The organism is Ancylomarina euxina (genome assembly GCF_003863355.1).
GTDB lineage: Bacteria > Bacteroidota > Bacteroidia > Bacteroidales > Marinifilaceae > Ancylomarina > Ancylomarina euxinus.
This window is the reverse complement of record NZ_QQWG01000025.1, coordinates 1-14,880: the sequence shown is the minus strand read 5'-3', so window position 1 is coordinate 14,880 and position 14,880 is coordinate 1. Positions and strand designations below refer to the sequence as shown.

Below are 14,880 nucleotides of genomic sequence, written 5' to 3'. Positions count from 1 at the left end.
ATCTATTCTTTTTTAACCATAACTATCCTATGAAAACCAGCCATATATCATGTTTTGTTCTTGCGATTTTCTCACTATTTCTTTTTGCTTGTGGAAACCAAAACTCAACAAAAACTTTTGAATTACGAGCAGGTGATCTGCTATTCCAAGATTTGGATGGAAGTTCTTTGTCTGACGCTATTGAAGAGGTAACAGCAGAAGAAAAGTCCATGAGTTTTTCTCATGTTGGAATCATAGTACCAAAGCTTGATGGTTCTTTAGTCGTTTTGGAGGCTATTGGTGATGCAGTGCAATATACTTCTCTGGATAGCTTTTTAACAAGAAGCCTTAATTTAGATAGAATGCCTAAGGTACGTGTGGCTCGACTTAAAGAACAACATCGCGCTCGAATTGAAAAGGCAATTAGGTTTGGGGAAAGTCTGGTTGGTTTACCTTACGATCCTATATATATCATGTCTGATTCAACTTATTACTGTTCTGAATTAATTTATGAGATGTTTAAACATTCTGGTGATGGATCGGAAATTTTCAGATTAAATGCTATGACCTTTAAAGATTCTAAAACAGGAACCTTTCATTCTGTCTGGGTCGATTATTATAAAGAGTTAGGCGTTGAAATTCCTGAAGGAAAACCTGGATGTAACCCCAACGGTATGTCTGAATCAAAAGAAATTGATTGGGTTTTTGATTACAGTAAATAGAAAACAAGGATAAAGTAAAAAGGTTAAAGTAGAAAGAAAAAAATAACGTTAGAAACGCGATTAGTCGCGTCTAAAGTCAAATTTAAACACATACATCTTCAATATATATATGTCCTCATTCTTACAACAAGTTACAAACGAATTATACACGCGATATGGCAATCAGTTATCCAATTGTTTGTTGGTTTTCCCCAATCGTCGTGCAGGCTTATTTTTCTCAAAATACCTTAACGAATTAGTTGAACAACCCACTTTTTCACCAGAGGTTCTAACTATTAATGACCTGATAAAGAAATGGTCTCCACTGATGGTTGAGGATAATTTGGCTCTATTGTGTCGTTTGTATAAAATCTATTGCTCTGTTTGTAAATCAGAAGAAACCTTTGATGAATTCTATCACTGGGGTGAGATGATTTTGGGTGATTTTGATGATCTGGATAAATATCGCGTCGATGCGAAACATTTATTTCAAAATTTGGCCGATGAGAAAGAGATCGAAAACATCTTTGACTATCTGGATGAGGAACAGATTGAAGCCATTCGTTCTTTTTGGAGCACTTTCAATCCTGAAAAACTATCAGAGCATCAACAGCAGTTCGTTTCCGTTTGGGAATCTTTATTTACCATTTACTCCAACTTAAGAGAAGAGTTGGAAAATGAAGATTTAGCTTATGAGGGAATGGCAAGCAGGTTGGTGGTTGATAAATTGGAGAAGAAGGAAATTGATATTAAATATGAGAAAATCATTTTTGCGGGTTTCAATGCTCTGAATAAATGCGAAAAGGATATCTTTTCATGCCTTAAAGAAAGAGAGCAAGCCGAATTCTATTGGGATTACGATAAGTCGTATGTGAAAAATCCTTATCATGAAGCCGGCTTGTTTATGCGTGATAACTTAAGACGATTTCCATCACCAGAGAGTCAAATTTCTTTTGAGAATATTGTTGCAGATAGAGAGCCAATAGAGTTTATTTCACTTTCGTCAGAAGTTGGACAAGCAAAATTTGCTCATCAATACTTAAAGGAATATGCTGAGCAGAAGGATGTGAAATTGGAAGAGACAGCCGTTATTTTGGCTGATGAGGAATTGCTTTTACCAGTTTTGAATTCGATTCCAAAAAATGTGGAGCATGTGAACGTAACCATGGGATATCCAGCAAAGAACACTCCTGTCGCTAGTTTGTTAGGCTTGATTATCGATTTGCAAAAGGGTGGACGTCAGCAAGGTTCAGGATTTGTATTTCATCACAAACAAGTCTTGGCGCTTCTGAATCATCAATATCTGAATGCGATTAATCCAGAATTGGCAGATCGTTTAGCTCAGCAAATTATAAAGAGCAATTGGGTACACGTTAATCGTGTAATTCTTGTTGGCGATCCGGTCATTGAAAAACTATTCATCCCCTTAAAATCAGTCGAACAAGTTTCTTCCTACCTGCTTGATTTATTGCAAGCAATTTATAAAAACCTCGATCTGGATAAAGAAGATGAGGGACGTTTAGATAAGATTGAGCGTGAATATATTTACCATCTGTTTTTAGCCATAAAACGATTGACGGGACTGTTGGATCAGCATAAGATTGAGATTAAGCTCGATACTTTTTATCGTTTATTGGATAAGATGATTCAGTCATTGAGTATTCCTTTTGAGGGGGAACCATTGGCAGGATTGCAAGTAATGGGTATACTTGAAACGCGTTTACTCGATTTTAAAAAGATTATAGTCCTCTCTATGAACGAGGGAAAGCTCCCTAAAACAGGAACCACCAATTCGTTTGTTCCTTATCATTTGCGTCAGGGCTTTGGTATGCCAACCATCGACCATCAGGATGCCATTTTTGCCTATTATTTCTATAGATTAATTCAGAGACCTGAAGAAATCAAGTTATTATATAGTACACAAAGTGATGGGATTAGAACGGGTGAAATGAGTCGTTTTCTTTACCAACTTAAATACGAATCGGTATTTAAGATTGAAGAAAAGCACCCTTCACACGATATTGTTATTACCAATGCAAAACCCATAAGTATTGCGAAAAATGAAAGGATACTGAAACAGCTTCATGAATACTGTGTAAGCGATAAGAGAAGCTTTTCACCTTCTGCACTAAATTCGTATATGGGCTGTAATTTGAGATTCTATTATCGCTATTTGGCAGGGATGAAAGAGCCTGATACTATTCTTGAGGAAATTGATCCGCCTATGTTTGGAAATCTTTTTCATCAGGCAATGGAGAAATTGTATGAGCCCTATATTGGCAAGACAATAAGTAAGGCTGATCTTGAAGGCTTAAGAAAAAATAAAAAGGTGCAAAACAAAATTCTGGAAGATGCCTTTAAAGAACTTTATTTCAACTTAGATAAAGAGAAATCTGTTGAAGTTACTGGTAGGAATCGTCTGATATTTAATATCATCTTAAAATTTATCGATAGGTTATTGAAAGTTGATTCTGAATTTGCTCCTTTCAAAATGATTGCTGTAGAAGGCCGTTATAAGATACAAATCCCTCTAAAATCCGATGGTAGAAAGGTTAATATTGCAGGAATCATCGATAGGGTTGATCAGGTTGAGAATACAATTCGTGTAATTGATTATAAAACAGGTGCGGCAGAGCTAATTTTTAAGGATATTGAATCTCTGTTTGACTCAGAGAATAAAAAGAGAAACAAGGCCGCTTTTCAAACCCTGCTGTATTGTTTGTTCTACGACATGAAACATGGCGAAGATTTAGCTATATCGCCTAATGTTTATGGCTTAAAGTCGATTTTTAATCCGAAGTTCTCGTGTGTACTTGAGCAAAAAGAGGGGAGAGCTAAGGGCGTTCCTGTTGGGAGTTATTTAGCCTATAAGCAGGAATTCTTAGATGGTTTTTCTGATCTTCTGGAAGAGATTTTTAATCCTGATATACCCTTTACGCAAGTTGAGGATGTTGATGTTTGTCGAACTTGTCCTTATATTGAGGTTTGTCACAGATAAGTATTGTTTAGATTTTATAACACCAGATCATGAAACGCATCATTTTAATTCTCCTTCTTTCGAGTTTTTGTTTTGGACTTTCAGCACAGAAAAAATATTCCACTGAAGATAAAAAAGCCATTAGATACTATAAAATAGCTCAGGAATCCAGCAGGCTGAGAAAGTCTGATGAGGCCTTATCTTTTCTCGTGAAAGCGTTAGAACGAGATAGTCGTTTTATTGAAGCCCTGCTATTTTCTGCAGATCTTTATAGTGATAAAGGGGATGATACAAAGATGATCGCTATGTATGAACAGGCTATTGCTATAGATGCCAACTTTTTCCCCAATGCGCTCTTTAATCTTGCTAATGCATATTTAAAGGATGGGAGATATGAGGAGGCCTCAGCTACATACCGTGCTTTTTTAAATATTGGAAAAATATCAAATAGAAATCGAAACCTCAGTCTGCATAAAATCAAATGCTGTGAGTTTGCCATTGAGGCTTTAAAAAATCCAAAGGACTTAAATGCGCAAAGCATTAGCGATTCAATAAACACAAAGGCTGATGAATATTGGCCAAGTTTAACGGCTGATGAGCAGACTCTAATTTTTACGCGTCTTCTTCCAACCGGGAAAATAGGTAGAAACCATAAAGCCGTTTTTCAGGAAGATTTGTGTTACTCTGAGAATGAGGATGATTTATGGACGAATGCTAAAGCCTTATCAGAGAGAATCAATACAAGTGGGAATGAAGGTGCACAGAGCATTACGGCAGACGGGCGTTTCATGTATTTTACAGCCAACGGAAGAGTGGATGGTAAAGGACGCTGTGATATCTACTACTCAAAAAAAGTAGGTGATACCTGGTCGGAGCCTATAAATTGTGGCGCAAATGTCAATACAAGAGCATGGGAGGCTCAGCCTAGTATTTCTTCTGATGGACGAAGCCTTTATTTTGTGAGCAATCGTAAATCAGGAAAGGGGAAGATGGACATATGGAAATCCAATTTGATTGAGATTTTGGAAGATGGAAGGCAGCGATGGTCTAAAGCAGAGAATTTGAAAATAAACACCTCCGAAAATGAGATGTCACCTTTTATCCATGCCAGTAACGATTACCTGGTTTTTGCCTCTGACGGTTTAGTTGGTATGGGGGCTTATGATTTATTCCAGATTGATCGATCAGCTGATGGACAATGGTCCGTGCCAAAGAATTTGTCTTATCCCATAAACACACATAATGATGAAATCGGTTTAATTATCAATGCAAAAGGCGATAAGGCTTATTTTTCATCTGATAGGGTCGCTGGCAAAGGTCGTGACATCTATGAATTTGAAATGCCACTCGAATTGCATCCACCCAAGGTTAGCTATCTAAAAGGACATGTTTTTGATGAAGAAACGAAGAAGCCATTAGCGGCATCATTAGTTCTTTTGGATATTGACTCTCGTGATACGATTGCCTTTGTGAAATCAGATAGAAAAGAAGGTGAGTATCTTGTTTGTTTGCCGAAGGGGAAAGATTATCTGTTTCATGCTGAGGCTGATGGTTACTTGTTCTATTCCGAGCATTTTCAAATGAAAACGGGAAATGATGATCAGCCTCAGAAAAAAGATATTGCTTTGCAGCGAATTCAGATCGGAAAAGAAGTCGTTCTGAAAAATATCTTCTTCGAAACAGATTCCTGGGAAATCAAAGCTGAGTCAGATAGCGAGTTAAACAGCCTTTATGAGTTCCTGGTTTTGAATCATAGTATCAGTGTTGAAATTTCTGGTCATACTGATATTACAGGTTCTGAGACTCAAAATATAAGCTTATCGGAGAATAGAGCTAAGGCTGTTTATACTGCCTTAATTGAGAGAGGTATTTCCGAAAATCGTTTGACTTATAAAGGTTATGCGTCAACAAAACCTATAGGAGATAATCAATCTGAAGAAGGAAAGGCGATGAATCGTAGAACTGAATTCAAAGTCATAAAGAAATAATAATTAGTGGCTAAAGTATTTAAAGTGCCTTAAGTACTTCTAAATTGTTTTCCCATTAAAAACAGAATAGAACCAGAAATAGAAAACACACCTTAAAATAATATAAGCTATGCAACCGATATATTTGGATTATAATGCCACGACACCAATCGCAAAAGAAGTGGCTGATGAGATGAGACCTTATTTGTATGATTTTTTTGGGAACCCATCCAGTTCTCACACTTACGGTAGGGCATGTAAAAAAGCGGTGGAGAAGGGGCGTAAACAATTGGCAGCTTTGCTCAATTGCGAAGCTTCGGAATTGATATTCACCAGTGGAGGAACGGAGTCTAATAATTATGCACTAAAAGGCTATGCTTTTGCAAATAGAAGCAAAGGAAATCATATCATCACCTCTACCATTGAGCATCCCGCTGTTAGCGAGGTCTGTAAATATCTGGAAACAGAAGGTTTTGAAGTGACTTATCTTCCCGTTGACAATACGGGGCGCGTTCAGCTTTCAGATCTTGAAGCGGCTATTCGTCCGGAAACCATTTTGATTTCAGTCATGTATGCTAATAATGAGGTTGGAACCCTTCAGCCTATTACTGAGATAAGTGAACTGGCAAAAAAGCATGGCATTGCTGTTCATACCGATTGTGCTCAGGCAGTTGGAAAAGTGCCTGTTGATATTCAAGAATTAGGTGTTGATTTGCTGACTGTTGCAGGCCATAAGTTTTATGGGCCTAAAGGGATAGGCGCTTTGTATATAGCAAAGGGCATTAAATTGCAAAAGTTGATGCATGGAGCCGATCATGAAAATAACTTACGAGCAGGCACAGAGAATGTTTTGGAAATTGTAGGTTTGGGTAGGGCAGCCAAATTAGCCAAAGCCAATTTGCAAGTAAGTTTCGTTCACGATAAATCTTTGGTTAATCGAATGAAACAAGCATTATCGGTTCTTGATGATATTCAGTTTAATGGAAATACAGACTTCTGTTTGCCTAACACCTTAAGTGTTTCATTCAAAAATATCGTAGCGAATACGCTTCTATCTAACCTGCCTCAGGTTGCAGCATCAGCTGGTGCTGCCTGTCATACCGATTCAATTTCGGTGTCAGCAACACTGGCGGCTATGAATTTAGACCAATCTTATGCCATGGGGACCATTCGTTTTTCAGTAGGTAAATACAGTACTGAAGATGAAATTGATCAAGCTGCAAAGGCAATTATAGAAGCTGTTCAAAAATTAAGGGAATAAGATGGATAAATCACAAAGTGAAATGTGGGATGAACGCTATTCGAGCGAAAGTTTTGTTTATGGTATTGATCCTAATCTGTTCTTTAAGGAGGAACTTCAGAAATTAAGTGTTGGCCGACTACTACTTCCTGCTGAGGGAGAAGGACGAAATGCTGTTTTTGCAGCAAGCCAGTCATGGCAGGTTTCGGCCTTCGATCTAAGTAAAGAGGGACGATTGAAAGCACTGGAATTAGCTAGGAAGAATCAGGTTGATATTGATTATGAGCTTGCAGGTTTTGAGGATTTCAGCTTTGAAAAAGAGAGCTTCGATTGTATTGCTCTAATCTATGCACATGTACCAGAGAACAAGCGAAAAGATTACCATCAATTGATCACAAAATATTTGAAACCTGGCGGTGTTTTGATTCTTGAAGGTTTTTCGAAAGAGCAGTTGGGTAAGAAATCCGGAGGACCAGGACAAGTAGGTATGCTTTTCTCAAAAGAGAATTTATTGGATGATTTTTCAGAATTAAAAACAGTAAAGCTGCAAGAATTGGATGTAGAGCTTTCTGAAGGTGAGTTTCATCAAGGTGTCGCTTCTGTAATCAGGTATGTTGGGAAGAAATAGATTTCCTAACTAAGAAAAGAAGTTGACTGAAAAAGTAAATAAATTTTCCATACTGACACAATTTTCAGAATGGACATATTGAAATATTTGTCCTGATAATTATGAGAATTTTGTGAGTGTTTTGTGTTAGACTCTTTTAAGACGAGACAATAAAAAAAGAAGGTGCCAAAAACTTTTTGACATCTTCTTTAGTTATATGCAATGACTTTTTAATCGATACAAGAGAGTATCAGTTCTTCAGCAAATTCTGTTGAGTTCTTCATCAGGTTTTGATTGAGTGACTTCATCTTACCAGATTTCTTATAAAGCTTTTTGTGAGTAAACCAATCAGAGCAATAAGTGTGAAAAGCTGGAGTCCCTTGTTTTCCATACTCAGGAATCGATTTGTAATGAATATCCTTTAGGACATAATGAGTGCCTTCATTGCTTTTAGAAATATGGAGAGTGAATAAAATCTCCGTTTGAAAAGTTGAAGGTTTTTGACTCAAATAGATATGTGATTTTCCTTTGTAAATAAATTCCTTCGAATTGATTCGTACAATTTCACCTGATACATAGTGATTAGTAGATTGTATCCAATTGTGAAATGTTTCTAATTGGAATGGCTGACTTTCCAGCTGAAGTTCAAATTGCAAGTCCCCATTGGTTTTCAATTGAGATTTGATGTCAACTTCATTCTGTGCCAAAATAGAGAATTGACTCAGAATTAAAATGGAAATAATCATGAATATTCTCATAGGAAATGAATTTAAGTTAGAAATGGGATTTTTTTGCAAGACTCTTAAATGTAGCTTTTATTTACGATAATTCCAAGTGGTTTTTTTTATTAAGAGTCTGTAAGGCTTGGTATATATATGCTTATGTTTCTAGTGTTCGAAATCGAAGAAGATGTATTTATGTTCAGTGTCACAAACTTGACAAACTTGACACTTGCATATCATGTCCTTATCGAATACTTTTACGAAAGTAGAGTTCAAAAGAGGTGTAGTTTCCTCTTTTAGCTTGAACATCTTTAAGATGTTAAAATACATATTAGTGCTTGTATCATTCGATCGAGTTTTAAATATGGTTTAGTTGTAAGTAATAAAAAAGGGGTCGTCAGCCCCTTTTTTTATTTTCCCCTTCTCTGATATTATTCTTGGCTTTTCCTATTTTATTCTAATTGGGATTTCTATTTTTGTTAGATACTTCAACAATTAGAAATATCAAGTCTAATTAAATCCTTTTATTGAATATGATTTTAAAGATTCCAAACTTAAAACATTTAGTCCTAGCTACTTTCTGTTTTATGAGTTTGTCAAGTATCGCACAGTCTGACTTTGTAAGTTCACAGCCTCTGAGTTCAATTTATGGAACAGATACTGCTTGGGCGGATTCTATCATGTCGGGAATGAACCAGGAGCAGCGAATTGCCCAGCTGTTTATGGTGGCGGCCTATTCCAACAAAACCTCTGCCGAGGAAAAAATGATATTGAATCTGATTGAAAATTATCAAATTGGAGGCTTAATCTTTTTTCAAGGCACTCCTCAGGAGCAAGCTCGGCTGACTAATATATATCAAAGTAAATCGACTTTGCCTTTGTGGATTGGAATGGATGCTGAATACGGCTTGGGCGCTCGATTGACGCAAACACTCAAATACCCGCAGCAGATTACAATGGGAGCCGTTCAGGATACCAACTTACTTTTCATGTTAGGTAAGGAGATGGCGGTTGAATGTCGTCGAATGGGTATACATGTTAATTTTGCACCCGTTCTGGATATCAATAGTAATCCAAAGAATCCAGTCATCAATTCACGTTCTTATGGAGAAGGCAAAGTGAATGTGGCAGAAAAAGGTATTGCTTTTGCCAGAGGTATGCAATCTGGAGGCGTAGTAGCCGTTGGAAAACATTTTCCAGGTCATGGTGATACAGATAAAGATTCTCACCACGATTTACCCATTGTCGGTCGCTCAAGAGAAGAGCTTGATGATTTAGAATTACACCCATTCAGAGAATCTATTGAAGCTGGCATCGGGGGTATAATGGTTGCTCACCTTAATGTGCCAGCTCTTGACAAAGAGGCAAAAGCCGCGACCCTTTCTCGACCTATCGTAACTGATTTATTGAAAAATGAGTTGGGTTTTAAAGGCTTGGTTTTTACCGATGCTTTGAATATGCAAGGTGTTCGTAAATTTTATAAGCCAGGCGAGGTTGATGCCAAGGCAGCTATTGCAGGAAACGATGTCCTTTTATTTTCAGAAGATGTGCCTAAGGCCATCAAAGAAATAATGGCAGCCATTGCCAGAGGTGAACTATCTCAGGAGAATATCAATCAGTCTTGTTTAAAAATTCTTAAAACGAAGTATTGGTTGGGATTAAACCAGTATAAGCCTGTTTCATCAGATCGTTTGTGGTCAGGATTGAATACGCAGCAGGGAATGATTTTACGAAGCATGCTGATTGAGAATGCTATGACAGTGGTGAGCAATAAGAATGACTTATTGCCTCTGCAACGATTGGATACCTTACGAATTGCTTCTGTAGCTATGGGAGCTCATAAGCGTAACCATTTTCAAGAGTATATAGGTCGTTATACCGATATTGATTTTTATCAGATTGATAAGAATGCCTCACAAAAGCAATACAATACGCTTTTGAAAAATCTGGAGTCCTACAATTTGGTCATTGTCAGCAAGCACGATAGCAATTTAAGAGCCTCTAAAAAGTTTGGTGTAACAGACCAAACCATTTCATTTGTGAGTAACCTTTCGAAAAGGAAGAAGGTTATTTTCGATTTGTTTGCTAGTCCTTATGCGCTGGATTTCTATAAAAAACTGGATAGACTAGAGGCAACTCTTGTTTCATATGAGGACAATGAAGAAACTCAAAAGGCATCAGCTCAAATTATTTTTGGTGGAATAGGAGCTAAAGGTCGCTTGCCGGTTTCGGTTAATAAGGACATTCCTGAAGGAACAGGACAGGATACAAAAAAAAACAGATTAGGATACGCTTTGCCGGGTCAGACGGGATTTGATGGTTCACAATTCAAGAAGATTGATTCTATAGTTTATGACGCTATAGAGCAAGAGGCAACACCTGGCTGCCAGATTTTAGTTGCTCATAAGGGACGAATCATTCACAATAAAGCTTATGGATATCACACTTATAAAAAGAATGTGGATGTAAAAACTACCGATATTTATGATTTGGCATCGGTAACCAAAGTGGCTGCTTCGTTGCCTATACTGATGCAGTTGGTTGATGAAGGGGAGATCGATATTGATGGCCAATTGGGCGATTATTTAACAGCTGCAAAGGGTACTAATAAGGATACTTTGGTCCTGAGAAAGATATTGGCCCACGAAGCCCGACTTCTTCCTTGGAAACCTTTCCATCGAGAGGCGGTAGATACGGCTCGTTTACGTCGTGATTTATATAGTTGTGACTCTTCAAGGATCTATAGAGTAAGGCTTGGGAATCATCTTTTTGCCAATAAAAATTATCGATTCCGTAAGGGGCTTTTTAATGCAAGTGCTTCAAAAGAGTTCCCTGTTCAGATTGCGAAGAATATGTATATTCACGAGGGATTTAGTGATACCATCTACAAGCAGATTCTGGCTACTGATTATAGTGAAACCAATGGTTATAAATACAGTGACTTGGGCTTTATCTTACTTAAGAAAATGTTTGAAGAGCATTTAACTAGTAGTATGGAAAGCTATGTGAAAACGAATATCTATCGCAAGCTTGGGGCAGGAACTTTAGGCTATCACCCTCGTCAGCGTTTTAGTTTGTCACGTATTATTCCCACTCAAAACGATCAGTTTTTCAGAAAGCAGTTGATCAAAGGCTATGTCCAAGATCCGACAGCAGCGATGTTGGGTGGTGTGGCTGGTCATGCTGGAGTTTTTGGTAATGCGACTGATGTGGCTAAGCTCATGCAAATGTATTTGCAAAAAGGTTCCTATGGTGGCGTAACTTTTTTTCAACCAGAAACTTTGGAGCAATTTACTTCGAGAGCTTATCCTGATGGTGAAAACAGAAGAGGAATCGGTTTTGATAAGCCTTTTTTGGATCGTACCGATACCAATGGACCAACCACAACAAAAGCTTCACCTAATAGTTTTGGACATTCCGGTTATACAGGAACCTTGGTTTGGGTTGATCCAGACTATGACTTGGTCTATGTATTTCTCTCGAATCGTGTTTTCCCTGATGATTGGAATACCAAGCTGATGCAAATGGACGTTAGAACAAAAATTCAAGAGTGTCTTTACGATGCTATAAACCCTCCTGTGGTAGAAGATACGACGCAGAATGTCGTGGAGCTTAATCTACCATAAGCTAATTGGCTGATTAATCAGATTGACGTTTAAGTAGCGTTTATCCTGAGTCACTTCCAATCCCAACCATTCTGGTTTTTCAAATTCCTGATCTTCCGATTCCAATTCAATTTCAGCCATTACCAGCCCCTTATTTTCTCCCTCAAACACATCAACTTCCCAATTCATTCCTGCAAACTCAATAATGAATCTGCACTTTTCAATCTTCTTATCGCATTGAGCTAAAAGTTCCTCGGCCTCAGTCAATGGAATCTCATACTCATACTCCAACCTCGATAAAGGATTTGTTCCTGTTTTGATAGTTAAAAAGCCTTTGCCTTTAGTGATGCGAATGCGCATACTTTTGCTTTTTTCACTCCAAAGGTAGCCTTGCACTATACGATTCCCTTCAGCCGGTAAATTAAGAAGATCTTCTTTTATGAGGTATTTGTGTTCTATTTCTGTTGCCATAATTGTAAAGGTTAAAGTTGATAAGGATAAAGGAATAAAGATAAACTGTAGAGATCGCGATTTATCGCGTCTTAAATTTCGAAGTGCGTTCATTATCCAGTTTTATAAGAAACCCATTTGTGTAATTTGAGATAACTTGTGGAAAATTATTTTAAAAATCCACATCACCAAATCCTCTAATCATCGCATTCTCTAATCAACGTATCATCTAATTAACCTGATTCTTTGATTTCCCTTTTTCCCAATGATCCAATATGTTTTGTGCGGCTTCCTCAGCCATTTCAATTCGGGTCTCAATACAAGCCGTTCCAATATGAGGCACTAGCACCACATCATTACGTGTCATTAGTTGCTCTGTGATGTGGGGTTCATCTTCGAAAACATCCAAGCCTGCACCTGCAATTAGATTATTTTTCAAGGCTACAGCTAAAGCTTGTTCATCAACAACAGGCCCACGAGCCGTGTTAATCAGGTATGCTGAAGTCTTCATTATCTTAAGTTCCTTTTCACTAATCAAATGATGTGTCGATTCATTCAAAGGACAATGTAATGAAATGACATCAGCAGTTTTAAGTAGGTCTTCAAAGCCTAAATAGTCAATATTCAAGCTTGCTTCTTTGCTGGCCGATAATTGTGTACGATTGTTATAAACTACTTTCATACCAAAGGCCTGAGCTTTTAGCGCAACTGATTTACCAATTTTACCCATACCAATAATGCCTAGCGTTTTTCCTCTTAGGGTTTGGCCCAGATTGCGCATCACACCCCATTTGAAATCAGCTTCGGTTTTAAGGCGATGGTTACACTCAGCTACTCGTCGAGTAAGTGCTAGCATTAGCGATAAGCAGAGCTCTGCCGTTGGTTCACAAACGGCCTCGGGCGTGTTGCAAACCGCAATACCTCTCTGTGTCGCAGCCTCCACATCAATATTATTGTAGCCTACACCATAGTTGGAAATAATCTCAAGCTTTTTTCCTGCTTCAATCAGGTCTGCATTCACGGGCTGATTAAAGATGGAAAGCAAGGCTTCGCAATTGGGAATGTGCTTGAGCATTTCCTCTTGTGTGAAACAGTCTTTATCAGGATAAATGAGATCAAATGATTGACTGAGTGCTTTGAGTCCTTCTTTTGGAATGGCATATTGAATAAGGATTGTTTTCTTCACGCTTGTGATTATTTATTTCTAGCTGTAATTAGTTTTTTTATTCATAATTGAACAAAAAAAACACCCTTTTGTCTGCCAACATTTTCCCTAAAAGGGAAAAATTTAATTTCTAACTTTTTATTTCTCCCTTTTCAGGGGAGATGTCCGAAGGACAGAGGGGTGTTAAGATAATAATAAATTGAATCCGAAAATTAGGCAATAAATGAAGAATGACCATGAATTAGAGAGAAATTTATCTGTCTAATTCATGGTCATTATATCTTTTGTACTGCTTGAATTTCTGCTTATGGAATACGCATAAACTTATGCGATTGCAAAGAAATATTCCACTTTGGATTATTCTTCACATACTCCACAATGGCTTTGATGTTGTGAACGTACTGACTCCATTCCGATTGAAGGTAAAGCAGACAATCATCACCAACCAATTTGGCATGCTCTTCAGCTAAAGCAAAATCTTTCTCCAAATCGAAGATGATAAACTTCAGCTCGTTTGCTTTTTTGTATGAGCTTTCAACCGGGGCTTTATTCGCTTTTGGCGATAAACAAATCCAATCCCACTCACCAGTGATCTCATAAGCCCCTGAAGTTTCAAGGAAGTTCTCGATATTGTGTTTCTTCAATTCCGAACACAAAGGCTCCAAATTGTATAGCGATGGCTCACCACCTGTCACTACAACCGATTTGGCTGGTGACTCAACAGCTTTTCGAACAACCTCTTCAACCGAGATTAAACGATGCTCTTTGGGGTTCCACGAAATTTTAGAGTCGCACCAACGGCAACCGATGTCGCAACCGCCAATACGGATGAAGTAAGCTGGCTTACCCGTGTGGTAACCCTCGCCTTGTATGGTATAGAAGTCCTCAACCAAGGGTAAATCGGTTCCGGCTTCGAATATGTCTTTGTACTTATCTCTCATCATGATATTTTGCTTACAAACTAAATAAAAGGTTTAGTCTTTGCGGAGATGGTATGTTTCGCGATAGGGAATACCCATACCACTCAAAATAACGCTTATAAAAATGGATCACAAAAATAAGCGCTTTATTAAGATTTAAAAAGGAATGGGGAAGTCTTTTTCGATTATATCTGATAAGCGATAAAAGCCCCATGTTGATTTAGATAGCGCCATGTCGAATTTTACCTGCCACTGCTGCTTTTTTGCCTCTCCATGTTACTTTATGAGTGCCCATGTTACTTTTCTGATGCTCATGTTAATTATTTATCCACCATGTTCAACATGACGGGTTAAAAAGTAACATGGCGACTTTTTTTTCAAAAGGGTGGGGTAAAAAGTAACAGGACGAGTATAAATGTGTGGAGTTGCTACATTTACTTGGACAGTGAGTTAAGGTATAATTATCTTAATAATTTATATCTTAGAAAATGGAAAAAGAGAGACGAAAATTTAGTAGAGAGTTTAAATTAAATGCTGTTGAGTTAAG

10 protein-coding genes are annotated in these 14,880 nt (G+C 37.7%); 6 read left to right on the top strand and 4 right to left on the bottom strand.

What is annotated here, in order from left to right; translation table 11 throughout:
- Positions 1 to 29: 29 nt before the first annotated feature.
- From DWB61_RS16395 to DWB61_RS16375, 5 genes are all read left to right on the top strand, one after another.
- A complete protein-coding gene (locus tag DWB61_RS16395) occupies positions 30 to 701 on the top strand; it encodes a YiiX/YebB-like N1pC/P60 family cysteine hydrolase (protein ID WP_125032021.1) in 672 nt (223 codons plus the stop codon).
- A gap of 109 nt (positions 702 to 810) precedes the next feature.
- Complete coding sequence (locus DWB61_RS16390) at positions 811 to 3,678, top strand: PD-(D/E)XK nuclease family protein (protein WP_125032020.1); 2,868 nt, start codon at positions 811 to 813, stop codon at positions 3,676 to 3,678.
- A gap of 29 nt (positions 3,679 to 3,707) precedes the next feature.
- Positions 3,708 to 5,645, top strand: a complete 1,938-nt coding sequence (locus DWB61_RS16385) for an OmpA family protein (RefSeq protein WP_125032019.1) — start codon at positions 3,708 to 3,710, stop codon at positions 5,643 to 5,645.
- A 109-nt stretch (positions 5,646 to 5,754) separates the two neighbouring features.
- On the top strand, positions 5,755 to 6,885 hold the full coding sequence (locus tag DWB61_RS16380) for a cysteine desulfurase family protein (RefSeq protein ID WP_125032018.1): 1,131 nt from the start codon (positions 5,755 to 5,757) through the stop codon (positions 6,883 to 6,885).
- 1 nt (position 6,886) lies between these two features.
- Positions 6,887 to 7,492: a class I SAM-dependent methyltransferase gene (locus tag DWB61_RS16375; RefSeq protein ID WP_125032017.1), complete on the top strand. Its 606-nt coding sequence runs from the start codon at positions 6,887 to 6,889 to the stop codon at positions 7,490 to 7,492.
- Between the two features lie 209 nt (positions 7,493 to 7,701).
- Here the strand turns inward: DWB61_RS16375 and DWB61_RS16370 are convergent, their stop codons facing one another.
- Positions 7,702 to 8,229: a hypothetical protein gene (locus DWB61_RS16370; RefSeq protein WP_125032016.1), complete on the bottom strand. Its 528-nt coding sequence runs from the start codon at positions 8,227 to 8,229 to the stop codon at positions 7,702 to 7,704.
- Between the two features lie 497 nt (positions 8,230 to 8,726).
- Between DWB61_RS16370 and DWB61_RS16365 the strand changes: the two genes are divergently transcribed.
- Entirely contained in the window at positions 8,727 to 11,819 is a 3,093-nt protein-coding gene (locus tag DWB61_RS16365) for a glycoside hydrolase family 3 N-terminal domain-containing protein (RefSeq protein WP_125032015.1), read from the top strand.
- On the opposite strand, the gene DWB61_RS16360 is transcribed toward DWB61_RS16365, so the two are convergent.
- The 3 genes from DWB61_RS16360 to DWB61_RS16350 all read right to left on the bottom strand — a co-directional run bounded on the left by DWB61_RS16360 (position 11,811) and on the right by DWB61_RS16350 (position 14,357).
- Positions 11,811 to 12,269 carry a CYTH domain-containing protein gene (locus DWB61_RS16360; RefSeq protein ID WP_125032014.1) on the bottom strand — a complete coding sequence of 153 codons (459 nt, stop codon included), beginning with the start codon at positions 12,267 to 12,269 and terminating at the stop codon, positions 11,811 to 11,813. The two genes, DWB61_RS16365 and DWB61_RS16360, sit on opposite strands and share 9 nt — an antisense overlap.
- A 208-nt stretch (positions 12,270 to 12,477) precedes the next feature.
- A complete protein-coding gene (locus DWB61_RS16355) occupies positions 12,478 to 13,434 on the bottom strand; it encodes an NAD(P)-dependent oxidoreductase (protein ID WP_197091213.1) in 957 nt (318 codons plus the stop codon).
- Positions 13,435 to 13,718: 284 nt separating this feature from the next.
- Positions 13,719 to 14,357 (bottom strand): 7-carboxy-7-deazaguanine synthase QueE, encoded by a 639-nt coding sequence (locus DWB61_RS16350; RefSeq protein ID WP_125032013.1) that lies wholly within the window; start codon positions 14,355 to 14,357, stop codon positions 13,719 to 13,721.
- Between the last annotated feature and the right edge of the window lie 523 nt (positions 14,358 to 14,880).

What these genes read in the sequence shown, in the direction of transcription:
- DWB61_RS16390 (WP_125032020.1), top strand. Translation starts at nt 811, where the DNA reads ATGTCCTCATTCTTACAACAAGTTACAAACGAATTATACACGCGATAT.
- DWB61_RS16350 (WP_125032013.1), bottom strand. Translation starts at nt 14,357, where the DNA reads ATGATGAGAGATAAGTACAAAGACATATTCGAAGCCGGAACCGATTTA.
- DWB61_RS16380 (WP_125032018.1), top strand. Translation starts at nt 5,755, where the DNA reads ATGCAACCGATATATTTGGATTATAATGCCACGACACCAATCGCAAAA.
- DWB61_RS16360 (WP_125032014.1), bottom strand. Translation starts at nt 12,269, where the DNA reads ATGGCAACAGAAATAGAACACAAATACCTCATAAAAGAAGATCTTCTT.
- DWB61_RS16395 (WP_125032021.1), top strand. Translation starts at nt 30, where the DNA reads ATGAAAACCAGCCATATATCATGTTTTGTTCTTGCGATTTTCTCACTA.
- DWB61_RS16375 (WP_125032017.1), top strand. Translation starts at nt 6,887, where the DNA reads ATGGATAAATCACAAAGTGAAATGTGGGATGAACGCTATTCGAGCGAA.
- DWB61_RS16370 (WP_125032016.1), bottom strand. Translation starts at nt 8,229, where the DNA reads ATGAGAATATTCATGATTATTTCCATTTTAATTCTGAGTCAATTCTCT.
- DWB61_RS16385 (WP_125032019.1), top strand. Translation starts at nt 3,708, where the DNA reads ATGAAACGCATCATTTTAATTCTCCTTCTTTCGAGTTTTTGTTTTGGA.
- DWB61_RS16365 (WP_125032015.1), top strand. Translation starts at nt 8,727, where the DNA reads ATGATTTTAAAGATTCCAAACTTAAAACATTTAGTCCTAGCTACTTTC.